Origin of the sequence: Streptomyces sp. QH1-20, assembly GCF_041283565.1 — a bacterium.
GTDB classification, from domain to species: Bacteria; Actinomycetota; Actinomycetes; order Streptomycetales; family Streptomycetaceae; genus Streptomyces; species Streptomyces syringius.
On the sequence record NZ_CP166299.1, the window covers coordinates 6,476,004 to 6,497,637 of the forward strand.

19 protein-coding genes are annotated in these 21,634 nt (G+C 69.8%); 11 read left to right on the top strand and 8 right to left on the bottom strand.

What is annotated here, in order from left to right; genetic code table 11:
• The first annotated feature begins 28 nt into the window (after positions 1-28).
• Together AB8O64_RS29150 and AB8O64_RS29155 are read left to right on the top strand one after the other, a co-directional pair.
• Complete coding sequence (locus AB8O64_RS29150) at positions 29-673, top strand: amino acid ABC transporter permease (protein ID WP_130881528.1); 645 nt, start codon at positions 29-31, stop codon at positions 671-673.
• Positions 670-1,533, top strand: a complete 864-nt coding sequence (locus AB8O64_RS29155; protein WP_370422343.1) for an amino acid ABC transporter permease — start codon at positions 670-672, stop codon at positions 1,531-1,533. The genes AB8O64_RS29150 and AB8O64_RS29155 overlap by 4 nt, the downstream gene beginning before the upstream one ends.
• A 7-nt stretch (positions 1,534-1,540) precedes the next feature.
• On the opposite strand, the gene AB8O64_RS29160 is transcribed toward AB8O64_RS29155, so the two are convergent.
• From AB8O64_RS29160 to AB8O64_RS29185, 6 genes are all read right to left on the bottom strand, one after another.
• Positions 1,541-3,136 carry a CocE/NonD family hydrolase gene (locus AB8O64_RS29160; RefSeq protein ID WP_370422345.1) on the bottom strand — a complete coding sequence of 532 codons (1,596 nt, stop codon included), beginning with the start codon at positions 3,134-3,136 and terminating at the stop codon, positions 1,541-1,543.
• A gap of 174 nt (positions 3,137-3,310) precedes the next feature.
• On the bottom strand, positions 3,311-4,501 hold the full coding sequence (locus tag AB8O64_RS29165) for a globin domain-containing protein (protein WP_370422347.1): 1,191 nt from the start codon (positions 4,499-4,501) through the stop codon (positions 3,311-3,313).
• A 94-nt stretch (positions 4,502-4,595) separates the two neighbouring features.
• On the bottom strand, positions 4,596-5,057 hold the full coding sequence (locus tag AB8O64_RS29170) for an Rrf2 family transcriptional regulator (protein ID WP_370422348.1): 462 nt from the start codon (positions 5,055-5,057) through the stop codon (positions 4,596-4,598).
• A gap of 114 nt (positions 5,058-5,171) precedes the next feature.
• Positions 5,172-7,097 carry a hypothetical protein gene (locus tag AB8O64_RS29175; RefSeq protein WP_370422349.1) on the bottom strand — a complete coding sequence of 642 codons (1,926 nt, stop codon included), beginning with the start codon at positions 7,095-7,097 and terminating at the stop codon, positions 5,172-5,174.
• A gap of 150 nt (positions 7,098-7,247) precedes the next feature.
• Complete coding sequence (locus tag AB8O64_RS29180; protein WP_370422350.1) at positions 7,248-8,834, bottom strand: trypsin-like serine protease; 1,587 nt, start codon at positions 8,832-8,834, stop codon at positions 7,248-7,250.
• A gap of 155 nt (positions 8,835-8,989) precedes the next feature.
• A complete protein-coding gene (locus AB8O64_RS29185) occupies positions 8,990-9,496 on the bottom strand; it encodes a hypothetical protein (RefSeq protein WP_370422352.1) in 507 nt (168 codons plus the stop codon).
• Positions 9,497-9,971: 475 nt separating this feature from the next.
• Here AB8O64_RS29185 and AB8O64_RS29190 point away from each other — a divergent pair, with 475 nt between their 5' ends.
• The 7 genes from AB8O64_RS29190 (at position 9,972) to AB8O64_RS29220 (ending at position 17,914) form a co-directional block, all read left to right on the top strand.
• Entirely contained in the window at positions 9,972-10,154 is a 183-nt protein-coding gene (locus tag AB8O64_RS29190) for a hypothetical protein (RefSeq protein WP_370422354.1), read from the top strand.
• Between the two features lie 78 nt (positions 10,155-10,232).
• Complete coding sequence (locus tag AB8O64_RS29195; RefSeq protein ID WP_370422356.1) at positions 10,233-11,123, top strand: SGNH/GDSL hydrolase family protein; 891 nt, start codon at positions 10,233-10,235, stop codon at positions 11,121-11,123.
• 112 nt (positions 11,124-11,235) lie between these two features.
• Positions 11,236-13,077, top strand: a complete 1,842-nt coding sequence (gene ggt / locus AB8O64_RS29200) for a gamma-glutamyltransferase (protein ID WP_370422357.1) — start codon at positions 11,236-11,238, stop codon at positions 13,075-13,077.
• A gap of 230 nt (positions 13,078-13,307) precedes the next feature.
• On the top strand, positions 13,308-14,150 hold the full coding sequence (locus AB8O64_RS29205) for a nitrilase-related carbon-nitrogen hydrolase (RefSeq protein WP_356453183.1): 843 nt from the start codon (positions 13,308-13,310) through the stop codon (positions 14,148-14,150).
• A gap of 83 nt (positions 14,151-14,233) precedes the next feature.
• Positions 14,234-15,508: an aspartate aminotransferase family protein gene (locus AB8O64_RS29210; protein ID WP_370424002.1), complete on the top strand. Its 1,275-nt coding sequence runs from the start codon at positions 14,234-14,236 to the stop codon at positions 15,506-15,508.
• Entirely contained in the window at positions 15,505-16,905 is a 1,401-nt protein-coding gene (gene hydA / locus AB8O64_RS29215) for a dihydropyrimidinase (protein WP_370422358.1), read from the top strand. The genes AB8O64_RS29210 and hydA overlap by 4 nt, the downstream gene beginning before the upstream one ends.
• A 10-nt stretch (positions 16,906-16,915) precedes the next feature.
• The gene (locus tag AB8O64_RS29220) at positions 16,916-17,914 is read left to right on the top strand and encodes a TIGR03842 family LLM class F420-dependent oxidoreductase (protein WP_370422359.1); all 999 of its coding nucleotides are present in this window, start codon (positions 16,916-16,918) and stop codon (positions 17,912-17,914) included.
• A gap of 11 nt (positions 17,915-17,925) precedes the next feature.
• Here AB8O64_RS29220 and AB8O64_RS29225 read toward each other — a convergent pair whose 3' ends face one another.
• Positions 17,926-18,981, bottom strand: a complete 1,056-nt coding sequence (locus AB8O64_RS29225; protein ID WP_370422360.1) for a biotin/lipoate A/B protein ligase family protein — start codon at positions 18,979-18,981, stop codon at positions 17,926-17,928.
• Between the two features lie 202 nt (positions 18,982-19,183).
• On the opposite strand from AB8O64_RS29225, the gene AB8O64_RS29230 reads away from it, so the two are divergent.
• Positions 19,184-19,486 (top strand): hypothetical protein, encoded by a 303-nt coding sequence (locus AB8O64_RS29230; protein ID WP_370422361.1) that lies wholly within the window; start codon positions 19,184-19,186, stop codon positions 19,484-19,486.
• A gap of 177 nt (positions 19,487-19,663) precedes the next feature.
• On the opposite strand, the gene AB8O64_RS29235 is transcribed toward AB8O64_RS29230, so the two are convergent.
• Positions 19,664-19,927 carry a hypothetical protein gene (locus AB8O64_RS29235; protein ID WP_370422362.1) on the bottom strand — a complete coding sequence of 88 codons (264 nt, stop codon included), beginning with the start codon at positions 19,925-19,927 and terminating at the stop codon, positions 19,664-19,666.
• 874 nt (positions 19,928-20,801) lie between these two features.
• Here AB8O64_RS29235 and AB8O64_RS29240 point away from each other — a divergent pair.
• On the top strand, positions 20,802-21,629 hold the full coding sequence (locus AB8O64_RS29240; RefSeq protein WP_370422363.1) for an inositol monophosphatase: 828 nt from the start codon (positions 20,802-20,804) through the stop codon (positions 21,627-21,629).
• Positions 21,630-21,634 lie beyond the last annotated feature (5 nt).

Genomic DNA, 21,634 nt, shown 5'->3' on the forward strand with positions numbered 1-21,634 from the left:
GTCGGCACGACACCGGTAGGTCCCCTCGATGAACGTACTCACTGACAACTTCTCCCTCTACGGCAAAGGGCTGCTCGGCACCGTCGAGCTGACCGTCTACGCCTCGCTGCTCGCGCTGGTCCTCGGCTTCGTGATGGCCTCCTTCCGGGTCGCGCCCGTCGGATCGCTGCGCGTCTTCGGCACGGTATGGGTGGACGTGCTGCGCAACACCCCGCTCACGCTGCTCTTCTTCGCCGTGCTGCTCGGCCTGCCGCGCTTCGGTGTCGTGCTGCCCTTCCAGCTCTTCGCGGTCCTCGCCCTCGGCTGCTACACCTCGGCGTTCATCTGCGAGGCGGTGCGCTCCGGCATCAACACCGTGCCCACCGGACAGGGCGAGGCCGCCCGCAGCCTCGGTATGACCTTCGCGCAGACGCTCGGCGACGTCGTCCTGCCGCAGGCCTTCCGGTCCGTCATCCCGCCGATCGGCTCGACGCTGATCGCGCTCGCCAAGAACTCGGCGATCGCCGGCTCGTTCAGCGTCACCGAACTGCTCGGCACCTACAAACCGCTCAACGAGATGGGCTACAGCATCATCTGGTCCTTCATCTGGATCGCCGTCGGCTATCTGATCGTGACCCTGACCATCAGCGCGATCTTCAACGTGCTGGAGAAGCGCTACGGAGTCGCCCGATGACCAGCACCGCGTTGTACGACGTCCCCGGCCCCCTGACCCGGCGTCGGCACCTCGTCTACGGCCTGGTCTCGACCGCTGTGATCATCGGATTGCTCGGCTGGATCCTTTATCTCCTCTTCGACACCCATCAGTTCACGACCGCCAAATGGCGGCCCTTCGCCTACGAGGGCATCCAGGAACTGCTGCTGCGCGGCCTCGGCAACACCCTGAAGGCCTTCGCGTACGCGGCGGTCCTCTCCCTCGCCCTCGGCGGGCTGCTCGCCTGCGGACGGCTCTCGGTCCACCGCCCGCTGCGCTGGGCCGCCACGCTCGTCGTGGAGTTCTTCCGGGCCATGCCGGTGCTGGTGATGATCTTCTTCATCTTCGTCGCGCTCAAGGTCCAGCCGCTGCCCGCCCTCGTCGCCGGACTGACCCTCTACAACGGCTCCGTGCTCGCGGAGGTCTTCCGCACGGGGGTGAACTCCGTCGAGCGCGGCCAGCGGGAGGCGGCGTACTCGCTGGGCATGTACAAGACGCAGGTGATGTCCTTCGTCCTGGTGCCCCAGGCGCTGCGCGCGATGCTGCCGACCATCATCAGCCAGCTCGTCGTCGCCCTGAAGGACACCTCGCTCGGCTTCCTCATCACCTACGAGGAGTTCCTGCACGCCGGCAAGCTCATCGCCGGCAACCTCGACTACGACCTGCCGTTCATCCCCGTCGTCATGATCATCTCCCCGATCTACATCGGGATGTGCATGCTGCTGTCCTGGTTCGCCCACTGGGTCGCCAAGCGGCAGAAGCGCAACCCCAAGACGGAGGCGGTCGAGGTCACCGAGGCCGAGCCCGGCACGCTCCTGCCGGGCGGGGGGCCGCCGCGCTGAGCAGGGCTCAGTCGCGCACCGGGATCGACAGCGCGGACGGGTCCTCCTTCGGGGAGGAGAAGCCCAGCCGCGCGCCGGCCGGGTTGTGCTCGATGTAGAGCGGGTCCACCGTGTCGACCACGAGCGCCAGCCGGTGCCCGGCCGGGACGTCGTAGGAGGTCGCGAGCAGCTTCAGATCGACGGCGAAGGGCCGGCCCGGCGCCTGGCCGTGGAAGGTGTACGGGGCGTGGCTGACCAGCTTGCCCACCCCCAGCGGTCCCACGTCGTAGAGATAGGCGACCACCGTGCCGCTCTCCTTGTCGCTCGTGAGCGTGGTGTGCAGCCGTGCGCTGCCCCGCACGCGCTGCACCGCGGCGTAGCGGTCGGACTGCCACACGGCGGCGAACGTCCGGGGCAGCAGCGGCACCGAGACCATCGGCGGCAGCTTCAGGAACTGGTCGAGGACATTGGACAGCAGGGCCGTGCCGCCGTTCGCACCCGAGTCGACGCCCGCGCGGATGCTTCTGCCGCCCTCCAGCGGCAGGGTGCGCCGCGTCCGCTCCACGGCCGCCCAGTCGGGATAGGACTCATAGCCGCCGCCGGTGCGGGACTTCAGCTGGACGGGCTGCTCGCGGTCGATGCCGTTGGCCGCGCCCTTGAGGTGGTGGTCGAACCAGCGGTGGGCATTGGTCCAGACGTCGTTGGGCAGGCCGAACAGCCCGGTGCCCTCGGCGGTGGCGTGATCGCCGGGGCGCAGCTCCAGCCGCTTGGGGCCGGTGAGCCGCTCGTAGAACTTCGCGTACTGGTCGGGCGGGAAGACCGTGTCGCCCCAGGCGTTGCCCAGCATGATGGCGGCGCCGCCCGCGTTGATCTCCTTGAGATATGTGGCGGGGGAGCGCTTGGCACCCCAGGCGAGCATTTCCTTCTCCTTGGCCAGGTTCGAGCCGAGGAAGTCCTTCAGGATCCCCTGCAACTCCTCGCCCGGCCGCCCGGTCAGCGCGCCCAGTCCGCCGAGCAGTTCGGCGGCCTGGCGGTGCTGGGTGCGGTCGCCGTAGATGGCCTCGATGAGGTCGGCCCAGCCGCTCATCGCGACCACGGCTTTGATCCGCTTGTCGAAGCCGGAGGCCAGCAGGCTGATGCCCGCCCCGTACGAGATGCCGCCCATGCCGATCCGCGCCGGGTCGGCCGGGGTGTGGGCGAGCGCCCAGTCGATGACCTTGGAGACATCGGCGATGTCCGGTGGCCCGGCCGTCTCGATCTTCCCGCCGGAGAGCCAGAAGCCGCGCGAGGTGTAACTGACCACGACATAGCCGGAGTCGGCGAGCTGCTTGGCCTGGACGATGTATTCGAGCTGCGGCATGGCCCAGCTGGTGGGCAGCACGATCACCGGGTAGCGGCGCGAGCCGTCGGCGTCGCGCGGGGTGAAGACATTGCCCTTGAGAGTGACGCCGCCGGAACCGGGTATGTCGGTGAACCGGACGTTCGCGGACCCCGCTTGCGCTGCCATGGCGGAGGGCCCGCGCTGCGGGGCGGCGAGCGCGGGCCCGAGTGACGTGACGGCGAGCAGCGCGGCGCAGGCGGCGCCGACGGCCGTGGTGCGCAGGGCCTGTCGAGGGTGTCGCACGGGCACTCCTGACGTCGGTGCCGTGGGGGGTCGGTACGGCACGCCGATGCAAAGTGACCCGACGGTAACCTCGTTTGTTTACCCGGGGTAATAGATCGGCGAGTTACGCCTGGGTAACGATTGATCGTCCCGGACTGGCTGGATTCTTGCGGCTGCTGGTGCGGGCGCGGTGGCTCACCCGGCCTCGCCCAGCCACAGGTCGGGGCCGAAGACCTCGTAGTGGATGTCGGCGGCGGCGACGCCCGCGTCCAGCAACTGGGCGCGTGCCGAGCGGAGGAAGGGAATCGGGCCGCAGAGATAGGCGACGGTGCCGGCGGGGATGTCGAGGCGGGAGAAGTCCGCCCGGCCGGTCCGCTCGGCGGGCCAGGGGCCCTCGGGGTGCTCGTACCAGACGTGCGCGACGGCGTTCGGGAGCTTGCCGGTGAACAGGGCGAGATCCTCGCGGAAGGCATGGGTGGACTCGCTGCGGTCGGCGTGCACGGTGATGATCCGACGGGTCGAACCGGTGGCGGCGAGGTGCGAGAGCATGCCCGTCATGGGTGTGCAGCCGATGCCCGCGGAGGCGAGCAGCACGGGGGAGTCGCCTTCGGCGAGCGTGACATCGCCGAAGGGGACGCTGACGGTCAGGTGCGCGCCCACGCCGACGTGGTCGTGGAGGTGGTTGGACACCTCGCCGTCCGGGGTGCCGGTGACGCGCTTGACGGAGAAGGCCAGGGCGTCGTCCGGGTGGCCGGAGAGGCTGTACTGACGGATCTGCCGGGCGCCGTCGGGGAGTTCGACCCGGACGGAGACGTACTGGCCCGGGCGGGCGGCGGGTATCGGGCGGCCGTCCAGCGGCCGGACGAGGAAGGTGGCGACCTCGGCGGTCTCCGTCAGCCGGGCCACGACGCGGCAGTCGGACCACACCTCGCCGTCGGGGGTGCCCGCCCGCTCGTACAGCCGTGCCTCGAGGGCGATGAGGGCGTTCGCCATCAGCCAGTACACCTCGTCCCAGGCCGCGGCGACCTCGGCGGTGACCGCGTCGCCGAGCACCTCGGCGATGGCGGCGAAGAGATGCTCCTGGACGAGCGGGTACTGGCCGGGAGTGATGCCGAGCGAGGCGTGCTTGTGGGCGATGCGGGAGAGCATCGCGTCGGGGCGGACCTCGGGGTGCTCGACGAGGGCGGTGGCGAAGGCGGCGATGGCGCCCGCGAGGGCCTGGCGCTGGCTGCCGTTGGCCTGGTTGCCCCGGTTGAACAGATCGCGCAGCAGCTCGGGGTGGGCGGCGAACAGCTTGTCGTAGAAGAGCGGGGTGATCTCGCCGATGGCGCCGCCGACGGCGGGCAGGGTGGCGCGGACGATCTCGGTCGACTTCGGGGACAGCATCGGCGACTCCTGTCGTTCAGGCCTGAGCGCTAATTGGTATCTCAGACTCGTATTTAAGGATGTGCGGACGTGCGGCATGACCTGATGGGGCTACTCAGTCCTCCGGACGGGTGCTGAGGCTCAGCAGGACCGGGCCGGCCGGTTCGGCGACCAGGTCCTCGATGGTGATCGGATCGAGCGCGGCGAAGAACGCCTCCTGTGCCGCGCGCAGGGCGCCGCGCAGCCGGCAGGCGGACCGCAGGGGGCAGGGCGGGTCGTCCTCGCAGCCGACGACATCGCCGGCCCCCTCCAGCTCGCGCACCAGCCGGCCGACCGAACCCGTGCGCCCGGCCGTGGTCAGGGCGAGCCCGCCGCCCCGGCCCCGACGGGCCTCGAGGACCCCGAGGTGCTGGAGCCTGCTGACGACCTTGGCGGCGTGGGTGTACGGCACGCCCACCGCGCCCGCCACCTCGCGGGTGGTCGGTGCGGCCGTGTCCGCGGGGCCCGCGGCGTCCCCCGTCACCGCCAGGCGCATGGCGATGCGCAGGGCGATGTCGGTGCTCTTGGTCAATCGCACGCCCTCACCGTAACTAATTGGATTCCAGGAATCCAATTAAATGGGCGGGCTCCGACGACAACGGGCCGGCCTCCCCGGACGGGGAAGCCGGCCCGAAAGGGCTCGGGGCGCGGATCAGCCGACGAGCTGGACCTCGGCGTGCGTACCGGCGGCGTCGACGCCGGTGTACATGCTGAGGTTGCCGTTGTTCCACCGGACGAGGATGTCGTTGAGGCGGCTGCCGGGGGAGAAGGACCCCACCGTGATCACGTCGGCCTTGGTCCACGCGGACTTGGCGGGCCTGACCTTGATCTCGCCGTGCAGACCGGCGGCGTCGACGCCGGGGTAGATGGTGCCCTCGCCGTCGCTCCAGCGGACCAGCAGGTCACCGGTGCCCTTGCCGGTGAACTCGCCGGCGCTGATCTGTGTGGCGTTGGGCCACGTCGAGTTCGCGCCGACCAGCTGGGTGTCCTTGCGGATGCCGTTGGTGTCGACGTCGGGGTACATCGTGACCGAGCCGTTGGCCCAGACGACGAGCATGTCGTCGCGGAGCGCGTTGGCCGTGTAGCGGCCGGAGGTGATCAGCTTGGCGTTCTTCCAGGTGGCGTTGGGGTCGGCGAGCTTCTTCTCGTTGTGGAAGCCGCCACGGTCCACGTGGGTGTACTCGGTGAGCTCACCGTCGGACCAGCGCACGAGGAGGCCGTCGGTGCCGCTGCCGGTGAAGGTGCCGCCGCTGATGGTGCGCGCGTACTGCCAGACGCTGCCCGGACCGGCGAGCTTGACCTCGGCGGAGAACGGGTGCTTGGCGTCCTTGGTCTCGGCGCCCTCGAAGAGGCTGGCCGAGCCGTCGGCCCACACCGCGATCAGATCGCCGCGGCCGCTGCCGGTGAAGTCACCGGCGGCCGTCAGCTTGGCCTGCTGCCACTTCTCCGAGCCACCGAGGGAGAACGGCAGCTTCGGCTGGCGGTACGGGCCGGGGTCGGAGTGCCGGCCGTGCTCGGCGTCGTCGTACAGCTGGAAGAAACGGTCGCCGTACATCGGGCTGTAGCTGATGCGGTTGTACATCGGGTCGCTGCTCGGCACGGCGGGGCCGCCGCCGTTGTAGCCGCCCACGTTTCCGATGATCTCGCCGGTGCCCGTGGCCCGGTCGATCCTGGAGAACCAGGGACCGCCGGAGACACCGCCCCACATGCCCGCGCAGTCGATGCGCATCTGGTTGAAGCCCGGCAGCGCGGCCGTCGGCGTGGTGCACTGGACGGGCAGGTCCTGCGGGTTGTGACCGACCGAGGGGTAGCCGATCACCGTGGTGGTGTTCTCGAAGCCCGGCGTGCGGGCCAGGGTGCTGCCGCCCACGACGTCCTGGAGCTTCTTGCCGTCGTTCTCCTTGACGCGCGCGAACGCGAAGTCCAGGTCCGACTCGGGGCCCTTGGCGTTCTTGCCGTAGCTCTTGTCCGCGAACCACTCCTCGACCGGCCAGATGCCGTACGGCTGGTTCTGGAGCGACTTCGTCGGGTCGTACTGCGGGACGAACACCGCCTTGGAGTTCTGGCAGTGGCCCGCCGTCAGCATGAGGCTGCGGGTGCCGCTGGCCACCGCGCTCGCCGAGCAGTAGTGCGCGCGCATGTCCTTGTCGACGGCGAAGAGCATGCCGACGGACTTGATGCCGGGGAAGTGCTCGGAGGTGTCCGGCTTGGCGCCCGCCAGGCCCCTGGCCTTGGGCGCGGCCTTCGGCGCGGACTTGGGGGTGGCGGTCGTCGCGGGCTTCGGGGCGCGGCCGGAGGGGTCGGTCGCGGAGGTGATGCGCTGCGGGGTCCAGAACCGCAGGGCGTCCTCGACCGACCAGTCGCCGGTGTCAGCGGCTTCGGTACCGGTGCCGGTGCTGGTCCGGGGCTTCGGGGTGGGTTCGGCGCGGGTGGCCGAGGGGCTCGCACCGGGGGTCGCCTTCGGGCCCGTGCCGGGGGTAGGCGCGGTGGCGGCCGTCGCGGTGGTGCCACCGGCGACGGTGAGGAGGGTGCCGCAGGCCGCCGAGACGGCGAGACGACGCAGGCGTGACGTACGCAAGAACAGAACTCCGATCAGGAGGGTGGGGGTCATACGGGCCCGGGACGCCGACGCGGCCCTTCCGCCCGGTTCGGGCGGAAGGGCCGCGTCGATCCGCACGCCGGGCCGGCCATGTCGGAAGGGGCGGCCGGCCCGGCGCCGTCAATGGGGTCAGCCGACGAGACGGACCTCGCCGTGGGTGCCGGCGCTGTCGACGCCGGGGTACATGGTGAGGCTGCCGTTGGCCCAGCGGACGATGACGTCGTTGGGGACCTTGTTCGCGTCGAACGCGCCGACGGTGATCACCGTGGCGTTGGTCCAGGCGGACTTGGGGTCACGGATCTTGATCTCGCCGTGCAGACCCGCGGTGTCGACGCCCGGGTAGATGGTGCCCTCACCGTCGGACCAGCGGACCATCAGGTCGCTGGTCTTCTTGCCGGTGAACTCGCCGGCGCCGATCTGCTCGGCGTGCGTCCAGGTCGAGTTGGCCTTCTGGATCTGGGTGGCCTTGCGGATGCCGTTGGCGTCGATGTCGGAGTACATCGAGATCGAGCCGTCGACCCAGACGACGAGCATGTCGTCGCGGAGTGCGTTGGCCGTGTAGCGGCCGGCGGTCACCAGCTTGGCGTTCTTCCAGGTGGCGTTGGGGTCGGCGAGCTTCTTCTCGCCGTGGAAGCCGTTCTGGTCGACGTGCGTGTACTCGGTGAGCTCACCGTCGGACCAGCGGACGATGAGACCGTCCGACCCGGTGCCGGTGAAGCTGCCGCCCGAGATGGCCCGCGCGTACTTGAAGGTGCTGCCGGCCTCGGCGAGCTTGTACTCCGAGGAGAAGGGGTACTTCGGGTCGTTGAACTCGGCGCCCTGGTACAGGGTGACGGAACCGTCGGTCCAGCGGACGATCATGTCCATGTGGCGCTTGCCGCCGGCCGAGCCGCCGGTGAAGTAGCCGGAGGCGAGCAGGTCGGCGTTCTTCCAGTTCGCCTTGTTCAGCAGACCGCGGGAGTAGACCGAGGACACCCAGCCGGCGACGTCGTCGACGCGGGTGTTGACGGCGCCCTTGCGGGTCTCGGCCGCGTCGGTGCCGAAGCAGCCGCCCTGCCAGGAGGCGGTGTTGACCGAGGTCAGCTCGGCGCGGCCGGCGTTCTCACGGAAGGCCGGGCCACCGGTGTCGCCCTTGCAGACGACGGCGTCGGCACCCTTGCCGGCGAGGCCGACCGAGGTGTCCTTGACCGCGTCGACGGTGAAGGTGTTGCTGTGCAGACGCTCGGGGATCCACTCGGTCTTCGTGCGGCCGTAGCCGGCGACCCGCACCTCGTCACCCTGCTGCGGGGCGGCGGAGGAGACGGCGACGGGGGCGATGCCGGTGACGGGCTTGGCCAGCTTGACCATGACGAGGTCGCGGTCGTCACGCGGGACGAGCTCGACGCCCTCGGTCACGACGCCGGCCGTCGAGGAGAGGTTCGTGCGGCCGACCGTCACGGTCGTCTTCAGCTTGGGCGCACCCGCGGCGATCTTGAAGCCCTGGGCGGGGCTGTCGGCGAAGCAGCTGGCCGCGGTGATGACCCAGCCCTGCTCGACGAGCGCGCCGGAGCAGCTGCGCTTGCCGCCGATGTCGAGCTTCGCGGTGAACCCGTAGGTCCCGTCGGCCGGTTTGTCACCCACGACGGCACCCGCCGGGGCGGCGGTCAGCAGGCCTGCGGCGACGGTGGTGGAGAGAAGAGCGGTGACCCACGCTGCGCGTGAACGTCTGCCGGACATGTTCGTTCCTTCTGAGGTGTGGCTAGAGGTGCGAGAGGGCCGGTGGGCCGTCGCGGCCGGGGGACGCGGAGGTGCGTCCCGGGCCTGGGGTGAGCTGACCGGGTGGGTCAGCCGGTGCCCGTCGCGCCGGGGACCCGGCCGGGCGGTGGCGTGGGTCAGCCGGTGACGCGGAGCTCGACGAGCGCGGTGGGCTCGCCGCCGGGGATGCCCTCGCCGACGCCCTTGAGGTCGTTCTTGGGCACGTCGACGACCTGCGAGGTGCCGCCGGCGGTGACGGTGGCCCGGATCGGGTGGTCCTCGGTCTGGAGGCCGAACACGCGGGGGATCTCCAGCGTGAGGTAGCCCGACTTCTTGTCGCCCGTGAGGCGGAAGCAGTACTTGTCCGCCTTGGTCTGGGGGGTGGGACGCGTCATCACGATGATGTCGCTGTCCTTGGCGCAGTCGCCCAGCAGGATACGGCCGTCGCCCTTGCGGAGGGTGATGCCGGTCTCCTTGAGAATCTTCTCCGCACCCGGGTACGCGAAGTCCTCGATCGCCGAAGGCGGAGTGGCGTCGTCCGCGGCAGGGGCGGGGGCCGCGAATGCGATGGCGGAAGCGGCGGTGACGGCGGAGACGCCACCGATAACGCCGGCAAGCAGCATTCTGCGCGCGCGAGATATCACCAGGGATTCCTTCCGGATGCGTGCAGCACGGCACATGCCGTTGCACGTAATGGTGGGATAAAGGCGGGTGGCTGGAACCTATCACCTGCTGTGACTTTGCTGGCTCTTGAAGGTTCGTCAGGTGTTATTCAGCCCCATTTCAGGGGCGTACTGCCAGTAACGGAATGGTTGTGGGCATGTCATTATCAACGGACCGTGGATGGCTGGAACTTATGCATGGGAAGCGGAATTCCAAGCTCCGAATTTGGCGTTCCGGGAGGCCGGTTCGAGGCGGCTGTGCCGACCGGGTCGATCGAGGGCAATGAGCGGTAAAGGGAAGGGCGTCAACGCGTCTTCCATCTCACTGTCAGTGACCTCTGCATTCGCTGCACGCCGGGCCGGAAGAAATCATTTCGCCTTGCCCATGGGTCTGGGGGAGGATCCACGGATGGACTGGTGCCCCCGGTGTGATCAGGGATGGGTCGTCGGACGTCGCGTGCGCGGGCAGGCCGACGTCATCAAGGTCTGTGAGGAGTGCGACACCGTATGGCTCGAAGGCCAGGCGGTGAGCACGGCCGCGTACACCGATCTCGACCCGTACCTGAGTGGCTTCGGCAAGGAGCCGCTGTGGTCGAACCTCGAACCGTCCCGACCGTGCCCCGACGACAGCTCACGTTGACAGACAGTCACCGCGGAGCGAGTCTGACTCCCGCGCGGTGATCATCGGCGGTCACCCGACACACCTTCGGAGGCAGTAGTGGCAGAGGCTTACGCACGCGGTGGGCGGTACGGGAAGGCGCTGGCGGCGCTCGGCGCGGTGGGGGCGCTGGCGGTCGGCGCGGCCGCTCCCGCGGGGGCCTCCGAGGCCGGCACGGGCGGCGGTGAGCGCTACGTCGCCCTCGGCGACTCGTACACCTCCGCGCCGGGCGTCCCCGAGCAGACGGGCGGGGACTGCGCGCGGTCCAGCGTCAACTACCCCTCGGTCACCGCGAAGTGGCTGCACACGCGGACGTTCAAGGACGTCAGCTGCAGCGGCGCGACCACCGACGACATGTGGCGGACGCAGGGCGCCAACCCGCCCCAGCTGAACGCCCTCGGCAAGGGCACCACGCTCGTCACCGTCGGCATCGGCGGCAACGACATCGGCTTCGGCGACATCATCGGCACCTGCGCGCAGCTGTCGGTGACCGACCCGGCCGGCGCGCCCTGCCGCACCAAGTACACCGAGGGCGGCAAGGACCAGCTCACCGCCAGAATCGCCGCCGCCGCGCCCAAGGTCGCCCGGGTGCTGAAGGACGTGCGCAAGCGCGCCCCGCACGCCCGCGTCGTGATCGTCGGCTACCCCACGATCATGCCGGACAACGGCGTCGGCTGCTTCCCGGCCGTACCGATCGCCGCCGGTGACGTGAGCTACCTGCGGGACACCGAGAAGCACCTCAACACGATGCTGAAGCAGCAGGCCGCCAAGGCCGGCGTCCGCTACGCCGACACCTACGGCCCGACCGTCGGCCACGACGTCTGCAAGCCCGCCGCCGACCGCTGGGTCGAGGGCGCGAACCCGGAGAACCCGGCCGCCCCCTTCCACCCCAACGCCAAGGGCGAGGAAGCCATGGCGCACGCGGTGTTCGGCGTCGCCAAGAAGCGCTGAGGAAGCGGCACCGGGCCGAAGGCACCGGTGAGGTGAGCGTGCGCGGCGCCCTGTCCTCGGGCCCGCCCTCCGAGTAGGCTCCGGGGCTCGTTCGCCCCGCTTGGAGGTAAGGATGGCCCGCGCGAGATCGACCGCCCAACGACGCCTGCCCGTACTCGCCGTGACGGCCGCGCTGGTCGCCACCACGGCCCTCGTGCCCGCCGCCTCGGCGGCGGGCACGACGGAGCGCACGGGCACCCCGCACGCCCACACACCCGCGAAGACCCCCGTCGCCGTCGGCCACGGCGGCGCGGTGGCCAGCGTCGACCCCGACGCGTCGGCCGCCGGCATCGAAGTGCTGCGCAAGGGCGGCAACGCCGTCGACGCGGCGGTGGCCACCGCCGCCGCGCTCGGCGTCACCGAGCCCTACTCGGCCGGGATCGGCGGCGGTGGCTACTTCCTCCACTACGACGCGAAGCGGCACCGGATCTCCATGATCGACGGCCGTGAGCGGGCCCCGCTCAGCGCCGGCAAGGACCTCTTCCTGGAGAACGGCAAGCCCATCCCGTTCGCGGATGCCGTCACCAGCGGCCGCAGCGTCGGCACCCCCGGCACCCCCGCCACCTGGGACACCGCCCTGCGCACCTGGGGCAGCCGGTCGCTCGCCCAGGTGCTGCGCCCCGCCCAGCGCATCGCCCGTGAGGGCTTCACCGTCGACGCCACCTTCCGCAAGCAGACCGCCGACAACCAGGCGCGTTTCAAGGACTTCCCGGCCAGCGCCGAGCTGTTCCTGCCGGGCGGGCAGCCACCCGCCGTCGGGACGACCCTGAAGAACCCCGACCTCGCGCGCACCTATGAGCTGCTGGCGACGAAGGGCACCGACGCGGTCTACCGGGGCGAGGTCGGCCGCGACATCGTCCGGACCGTACGCAAGCCCCCCGTCGATCCCGAGGCCAAGCGTGTCGTGCGCCCCGGCGACCTGACGGCAGGGGACCTGCGCGCCTACGCGGCGAAGAAGCAGGAGCCCACCCGGACGTCCTACCGGGGTCTCGACGTCTACGGCGTCGCCCCCTCGTCCTCCGGCGGCACCACCGTCGCCGAGGCGCTCAACATCCTGGAGCGCGGCGACCTCTCGAAGCTCGACAAGAAGACCTATCTGCACCGCTACATCGAGGCGAGCCGGGTCGCGTTCGCCGACCGCAACCGCTGGGTCGGCGACCCGGCGCACGAGAAGGTGCCCACCAAGGGGCTGACCTCCCAGCGCTTCGCCGACGCGCGCGCGTGCCTGATCAAGGACGACGCCGTGCTGACCAGCCCGCTCGCCCCGGGCGACCCGCGCCGGCCGGTGGCCTGCGGCACGCACGGCAAGGCCGCGCCCACCCCCTACGAGGGTGAGCACACCACGCATCTGACGACCGCCGACAAGTGGGGCAACGTCGTCGCCTACACCCTGACCATCGAGCAGACCGGCGGCAGCGGCATCACCGTGCCCGGGCGCGGCTTCCTGCTCAACAACGAACTGACCGACTTCTCCTTCGTGCCGGTCAGCCCGGGCGTCCACGACCCGAACCTGCCCGGCCCCGGCAAGCGGCCGCGCTCGTCCCTGTCGCCGACGATCGTCCTCGACGACGGGCGGCCCGCCTTCGCGCTGGGCTCGCCCGGCGGCGCCACCATCATCACCACCACCCTGCAGACGCTGCTCAACCACGTGGACCGCGGGATGCCGCTCGTCGACGCGATCGCCGCGCCGCGCGCCAGCCAGCGCAACGCGGCGGCGACCGAGCTGGAGCCGGGCCTGTGGGACAGCCGGCTCCGCGGACGGCTCGAAGCCCTCGGTCATGTGTTCAAGCAGAACCCGGAGATCGGCGCGGCCACCGGTGTCCAGCGACTGCCGGACGGCCGCTGGCTGGCGGCAGCCGAACGGGTCAGGCGCGGTGGCGGCTCCGCCATGGTCGTCCACCCGTCGGGCCGGTAACCGGGCCCGACGGACGGCAGAACGCCGCGTATACGCCGTGCTCACGGGCGGCGGGCCGCCTCGGCCCGCCGCCCGTTCGCGGCGCCGTGGGCGCGCGCCGCCGGCCCGCGCGACGCGGGTTGTCCACAGGAAGCCGGATGGTCTTGCCACGAGTCGGGGCGGGTCATACGGTCGCATCCACACGTGATCTACGTGACGGGCTGGCTGACGCCCCGGCAAAGGAGCAGCTCATGGCCAACGTTGTCCGCGCCGCACTCGTCCAGGCGACCTGGACCGGTGACACCGAGTCGATGATCGCCAAGCACGAGGAACACGCCCGTGCCGCCGCCGCGCAGGGCGCGAAGGTGATCGGCTTCCAGGAAGTCTTCAACGCCCCCTACTTCTGCCAGGTGCAGGAGAGCGAGCACTACCGCTGGGCCGAACCGGTCCCGGACGGCCCCACCGTGGCCCGGATGCGCGACCTCGCCCGCGAGACCGGCATGGTGATCGTCGTGCCCGTCTTCGAGGTCGAGCAGTCCGGCTTCTACTACAACACCGCCGCCGTCATCGACGCCGACGGCAGCTATCTGGGGAAGTACCGCAAGCACCACATCCCCCAGGTCAAGGGCTTCTGGGAAAAGTACTACTTCAAGCCCGGCAATATCGGCTGGCCCGTCTTCGACACGGCCGTCGGCAAGGTCGGCGTCTACATCTGCTACGACCGCCACTTCCCCGAGGGCTGGCGTCAGCTGGGCCTCGCCGGAGCCCAGCTCGTCTACAACCCCTCCGCCACCTCGCGCGGCCTCTCCGCCCACCTGTGGAAGCTGGAACAGCCCGCCGCGGCCGTCGCCAACGAGTACTTCGTCGCCGCGATCAACCGGGTGGGCCAGGAGGAGTACGGCGACAACGACTTCTACGGCACGTCGTACTTCGTCGACCCGCGCGGCCAGTTCGTCGGTGACGTCGCGAGCGACACCAAGGAGGAGCTGATCGTCCGCGACCTCGACTTCTCCGTGATCGACGAGGTACGTCAGCAGTGGGCGTTCTACCGGGATCGCAGGCCCGACGCGTACGACGGGCTGGTCCAGCCGTGAGCGCGGGGGCCCCCGGAGGCGCGGCCTCCGCCCCGGCTCCTTCCCCGGCCCCCTCCGGGCTGCGCGACCGGCACCGGGCCGTCATGCCCGAGTGGCTCGCCCTCTACTACCGCGACCCGCTGGAGATCACCCACGGCGAGGGCCGCCATGTGTGGGACGCCGAGGGCAGACGCTATCTCGACTTCTTCGGCGGCATCCTCACCACCATGACCGCCCACGCCCTGCCCGAGGTCACCAAGGCGGTCAGCGATCAGGCCGGGCGCATCCTGCACACCTCCACGCTCTATCTCGACCGGCACATGGTCGAGTTGGCCGAGCGGATCGCCGCCCTCTCCGGCATCCCCGACGCACGGGTCTTCTTCACCACCTCCGGCACCGAGGCCAATGACGCGGCCCTGCTGCTCGCCACCACCCATCGCCGCTCCAACCAGGTCCTGGCGATGCGCAACAGCTACCACGGCCGGTCCTTCGCCTCCATCGCCATCACCGGCAACGCCGACTGGTCGCCCACCAGCCTCTCCCCGCTGCAGACGCTCTACGTGCACGGCGGCATCCGCACCCGCGGCCCCTTCGCCCAGCTGTCCGACGCGCACTTCATCGAGGCCTGTGTCGCGGACCTGGAGGACGTGCTCGCCCAGACACACGGCAACGTCGCCGCGCTGATCGCCGAACCCGTGCAGGGCGTCGGCGGGTTCACCGCACCCCCCGACGGGCTGTACGCGGCCTTCCGCGAGGTCCTCGCCCCGCGCGGCATCCTGTGGATCACCGACGAGGTCCAGACCGGCTGGGGCCGGACCGGCGACCACTTCTGGGGCTGGCAGGCCCACGCCCGAAGCGGCCCGCCCGACGTGCTCACCTTCGCCAAGGGCATCGGCAACGGCATGTCCGTCGGCGGTGTCGTCGCCCGGGCCGAGGTCATGAACTGCCTGGGCGCCAACTCCATCTCCACCTTCGGCGGCAGCCCCGTCACCATGGCGGCCGGCCTCGCCAACCTCACCTACCTCCTGGAGCACGACCTCCAGGGCAACGCCCGCCGGGTCGGCGGCCTCCTCATCGAGCGGCTGCGGGCCGTCGCCGCCGGCCTGCCGGTCGTCCGCGAGGTACGCGGCCGCGGCCTGATGATCGGCATGGAGCTGGTCGGGGACGACGGCTCGCCCTCCCCGGAGGCCGCCGCGCTCACCCTCGAAGCCGCCCGGGAGCTCGGCCTGCTCGTCGGCAAGGGCGGCCGCGACGGCAACACCCTGCGTATCGCCCCGCCGATGACGCTCACCATCACCGAGGCCGAGGAGGGCGCCGCCCTCCTCGAAGAGGCCCTGCGCCGGGCCCAGCACGCGATCTCCGGAAAGGAACGGCCATGACCAGGACCGTCATCCGCGGGGGGCTCGTCATCACCGCGGCGGAGGAGGGCCGCATCGACGTCCTCGTCGAGGACGGCAAGGTCGCGGCCCTCGCCACACCCGACAGCGCCTTCGCCGAGGGCTGGACCGCCGACCGGACGATCGACGCCACGGGCAAGTACGTCATCCCGGGCGGCGTCGACGCCCACACCCACTTCGACCTGCCCTTCGGCGGCACCGCCTCCAGTGACACCTTCGAGACGGGGACCCGCGCCGCGGCGTGGGGCGGCACCACGACCGTCGTCGACTTCGCGGTCCAGTCCCGCGGCCGGTCGCTGCGCGAGGGCCTCGACACCTGGCACGCCAAGTCCCAGGGCACCTGCGCGATCGACTACGGCTTCCACATGATCGTGTCGGACGTCAACGAGCACACGCTCAAGGAAATGGACGGGCTCGTCGAAGAAGGCATCAGCTCGTTCAAACTGTTCATGGCGTATCCGGGGGTCTTCTACTCGGACGACGGCCAGATCCTGCGCGCCATGCAGCGGGCCGCCGGCAACGGCGGTCTGATCATGATGCACGCGGAGAACGGCATCGCGATCGACGTGCTCATCGAGCAGGCGCTCGCCCGCGGGGAGTCCGACCCCCGCTACCACGGCGAGGTCCGCAAGGCGCTGCTGGAGGCCGAGGCCACGCACCGCGCCATCCAGCTCGCCCGCGTCGCCGGCAGCCCCCTGTACGTGGTGCACGTCTCGGCCGAGGAAGCCGTCACCGAGCTGACCCGGGCCCGGGCCATGGACCTGCCCGTCTTCGGCGAGACCTGCCCGCAGTACCTCTTCCTGTCCACCGACAACCTCGCCGAGCCGGGCTTCGAGGGCGCCAAGTACGTCTGCTCGACCCCACTGCGGCCCCGCGAGCACCAGGCCGCGCTCTGGCGCGGACTGCGCACCGACGACCTCCAGGTCGTCTCCACCGACCACTGCCCCTTCTGCTTCTCCGGCCAGAAGGAGCTGGGCCGCGGCGACTTCTCCAAGATCCCCAACGGGCTGCCCGGCGTGGAGAACCGCATGGACCTCCTCCACCAGGCCGTCGTCGACGGGCATCTCTCCCGCCGCCGTTGGATCGAGATCGCCTGCGCCGCCCCCGCCCGGATGTTCGGCCTCTACCCGCAGAAGGGCACGATCGCCCCGGGCGCCGACGCCGACATCGTCCTCTACGACCCGAACGCACGGCAGACGCTCTCCGCCGAGACCCACCACATGAACGTCGACTACTCGGCGTACGAGGGGAAGACCGTCACCGGCCAGGTCGAGACGGTCCTCTCCCGCGGTGAACTCGTCATCGACCGGCGCGAGTTCGTCGGACGCGCCGGCCACGGCCGCTTCACCCCCCGTTCCACCTGCCAGTACCTGAACTAGGAGACACCGCGTGGACTTCGGACTCGTCCTGCAGACCGACCCGCCCGCCGGCGCCGTGGTGGACCTCATGCGCCGCGCCGAGAGCGCCGGTTTCCGCTACGGCTGGACCTTCGACTCCGCCGTGCTGTGGCAGGAGCCCTTCGTCATCTACAGCCGCATCCTGGACCACACCGAGCGGCTGATCGTCGGTCCGATGGTCACCAACCCCACCACCCGCGCCCCGGAGGTCACGGCCTCCACCTTCGCCACGCTCAACGACATGTACGGCAACCGCACCGTGTGCGGCATCGGCCGCGGCGACTCGGCCATGCGGGTCGCCGGCCGCAAGCCCAACACCCTGGCCACCCTGCGCGAGGCGATGAGCATCATCCGCGACCTCGCGGAGGGGCGCGAGGCCGACGTCGGCGGCACGACGCTGCGCCTGCCCTGGGTACGGGACGGCAAGCTGCCCGTCTGGATGGCCGCGTACGGGCCGAAGGCGCTCGCCCTCGCCGGGCAGCAGGCCGACGGCTTCATCCTCCAGCTCGCCGACCCGACGCTGACCGCGTGGATGGTCCAGGCCGTCCGCACCGCCGCCGCCGACGCCGGCCGCGACCCGGCGTCCGTCACCATCTGCGTGGCCGCGCCCGCGTACGTCGGGGACGACCTGGCGCACGCGCGGGAGCAGTGCCGCTGGTTCGGCGGCATGGTCGGCAATCACGTCGCCGACCTGGTCGCCCGCTACGGCGAGGGCTCCAACATGGTGCCGGAGGCCCTCACCGCGTACATCAAGCAGCGCGAGGGCTACGACTACAGCCACCACGGCCGGGCCGGGAACCCCTCCACCGACTTCGTGCCCGACGAGATCGTGGACCGCTTCTGCCTGCTCGGCCCGGTCGCGTCCCACCGAGAGCGGCTGGAGGAGCTACGCGCCCTGGGCGTCGACCAGTTCGCGGTCTACGCCATGCACGACGCGAAGGAGGCCACGATCGACGCGTACGGGGAGCACCTCATCCCGGCACTGAGCTGAACGTCTTGGCGTTACGGCACGCGCGCGGTCCACTCGGCCGAGGAGAACTTCGTCGCCGCCAGCTCCTCGGCCCGCGCCATCTCCTCGGGGGTGACCGTGCCCTTGGCCAGCCCGTACCGGCCGCGGAAGGAACCGATCATGCGGTCAATGACCTCTGCGCGAGGGAGACCCGTCTGGCGGCGCAGCGGGTCGACGCGCTTCTTGGCGCTCTTGGTGCCCTTGTCGGACAGCTTCTCCTTGCCGATGCGCAGCACGTCGAGCATCTTGTCGGCGTCGATGTCGTAGGCCATGGTCACGTGGTGCAACACGGCGCCGTTCCCGCCGACCATGCGCTTCTGCGCCGCGCCGGCGATCTTGCCGGCGTCGGTGGCGATGTCGTTGAGCGGCTGGTACCAGGCTTTGATGCCCATGTCGCCGAGAGCACCCAGCACCCAGTCGTCGAGGTAGGCGTAGCTGTCGGCGAAGGACAGGCCCTGCACCAGGGAATCCGGAACGTAGAGCGAGTAGGTGATGGTGCTCCGAGGTTCCACGAACATGGCTCCACCACCGCTGATGCGCCGCACCACGGTCATTCCGTGGCGTTCGGCCGACTCCATGTCCACCTCGTTCCGAAGTGACTGGAAGCTGCCAATGATCACCGCGGGGGACTTCCATTCCCATACCCGCAGTGTCGGCGGGCGCCGGCCGCCGGCGACCTCGGCGGTCAGCACCTCGTCCAGCGCCATGTGCAGCTCGGGCGCCTGGGGGCCGTCATGGATGAGCTGCCAGTCGTAGTGGTGCCAGTCGGTGGCGTTCGCCAGGGCTCGACGGACGGCGATCCCTACCGCCTCCGAGCTGAAGCCGAACATGACGGTGCCCTCGGGCAAGGCGGCGTCGATCCGAGCGGCGAGCTCGGGGGCCGGCAGGTCGGCGTTGGCACCCTCGAGGGCCTGGTTGATGTCGAGAAGCGCCTCGTCCGGCTCCAGGAAGAAGTCCCCGGCCACCCGTACCTCACGAAGCGCCCCGTCCTGGACCTCCAGGTCGACGACGACGAGCTTGCCGCCCGGCACCTTGTACTCCCCGTGCACTGTGCACCCTCCCGAGACGTGCCCCTGAGCCGGTCTCAGTGGCGGATACAGCTACCGTACGTGGCGGGGTTACCTCGTGATTGCCTGCGAGGGTCGGCAGCCGGACCTCGCTCGGCATGCGGGCGGCATTTTGGTGATCTAGCATGAAAAGTAGCGCTTGGCCAGTCGATTACTGCTCGAAGCAGGAAAGCAGAGTCAGATCATGTACATGATGCGCGAGGTCTACCAAGCTGAACGCGGGAAGGCGCCGGAGATCGTGGCGGCGTTCGAAACCCTCACCAAGGTGTTTGAGGAGGCCGGGTACACGAACCGGCGAATCTACGTCGATTACGCCGGTCCCATGGATACGGTCGTCTGTCAATGGGAATTCGACAGCCTCGACCAGTACTTCACCATGGAGCGAGCGTTCTTCGTGAATCCAGATGAGAACGCTCAGTCGTTGATCGATACGATGAACAGCAACGCGGCATCCGGCTACAAGGAGATCTACGAGGTCATTCAGTAGCGGATCGCCTGGACGGCAGAGGCCACCGTCACCCCCGCTTCCCGGGCGGCGATATGGGAGCCGGAACAGCTCCTCGGCGCTGTCGCCGAGGCCCCAGCGGGGTTCGGCGCCGGCGGCTCCGGCGCCCATCCGGGAAGTAAACTTCTTCCGCGCCCTCCTCTGGGCCTACATATGTTCCTAGAACCCGAGGGGGCATACGTCGAGCCCGAGAGCGCGAGCTTTTCGCACGGCCTCGCCTTTCCCTCTGTTGTATTCTTTCAGAGACTCATTAGCCTCTTCGGTTTTTCCCGCGCCTGCCAGCTCGACTGCCAGTCGTAAATGCTGCCCCGCCGCGTGAGCGGTGTGGTAAGTCTCCCTGATTTCGCCATCAACAAACGCGGGGACGTCCACCTGCCGCCACGCCTCCAGAGCATTGAGAACGACGATGCTATATCTCTTCATCCATTCTTGATGAACGGCGGGGTGCCCCGACCAAGGTTCCGGGCCCAGAGCTTGGAGGTGTGGGGAGAATTGGCTGCAAACTGAGTCCGCCTCCTTTGTGTAGTCGCTCTTAAGCCACTCAGGCACTGCATAACCCACGATGGGGGCCACGATTGCAAGCGCCCCCAGGGCGATCGGCCACATGATCGCCGGTTTGCGGTACCACGGCGGATCGGGTGCCGGTGTCGGTCCTGGTGTCGGTGTGGGATCAGAATCCGGACTGCCTGAATTCCCAGGTGTTCCACCGCTCATTGCAGCCCTTCTATGGTTCCTGCCCTGCGCTCAACGGTAGGTGATGCTCGGCCACGTCCGCCATACCTAATGCTCAAAGTTGGAAAGCGTCACTGTCGCCTGCAAGTGGAATTTTGTCGAATTGCGTCGTTCTGGTTCTAGGCTATTTCCTCAGTAGGCTCAGTGAGCTATCTATTACCGGCAGTCTCAGTTGTCACAGGGGGAAGATTCGCCACAGGGTGACCTTATGTATCTTTGGCTGAAACCTGTCGGCAGGTCAGCAGGGGTGGGTGGATCTTAATCCTGCGCGAAGTGAGTTGGACTGAATCGCCCGGAAGCAAAGTGGTGCGGCCCGCATGAATCATGCGGGCCGCACCACTTTGCTTGCGACCGGTGGAGTGATGGAGATGAAAGGCCCCGGAGATCGAACCCTTACTTGTCCGGGCTCGTGACACCGGCCGACCCGGCCGGTACCGCGGGAACCAACGGCAGCTCCGGCACCGGAAACCACAGCGGGCGCAGCCCTCCGCAGCGTTCACCCCCGCGACACCGTCACGTCGCCGGACCACCACCGATTGTCGGTGCGGCGTGGTTCGATGGACGTATGATCGATGAATTTCTCGCAGGTGACCTGACCGATGTCGAGGAGGCCGTCCGCAAGGCGGCCGCCGTTGAGATCATGCCCCGCTTCCGGCAGCTCGCCGCGGACGAGATCGTCGAGAAGAACGGCCCGCACGACCTGGTGACCGTCGCGGACCGGCTCGCCGAGCGGCATCTGACGGCCTCTCTCACCGCGCTGCTGCCCGGTTCCGTCGTGGTCGGCGAGGAAGCCGTGCACGCCGATCTGACGCTGCTCGAAGCGCTCCGCGGCGAGGACCCCGTCTGGATCGTCGACCCCGTCGACGGCACCCGGCAGTTCGTGCACGGCGACCCCGCCTTCGCCACGCTGGTCTGCCTCGCACACCAGGGGGAGCTGCTCGCCTCGTGGACGTACGCCCCGGCGCTGGACCGGATGGCCGTCGCGCGGCGTGGTGGGGGAGCGCTGCTCAACGGCTCGCCGCTGCGTTCGGGTTCGCCCGGGCCCGGCCAGGATCTCCAGGTGGCCGTCTCGCACTACGACTTCACCACCGACGAGGAGAAGCACATCCTCGGGAAGCTGCTCACGGACGGCGTCGTGCCGCGCCCCTGCGGCTCGGCCGGTCTCGAGTATCTGCGGGTGGCGGAGGGTTCCCTCGACGCGGTGGCCTTCTCCTGGGAGAACGCCTGGGACCACGCGGCCGGGCTGCTGCTGGTCGCCGAGGCGGGCGGCGCGAGCGCGACCCTCGCCGGGGAGCCCTTCCGGATAGCGGGCGGCAACACCCTTCCCTTCACCGCGGCGAGGGACGCCGCGACGGCTCGGCATATCCTTGATCTGCTGGCGTCCGCCGGTTGATCTGC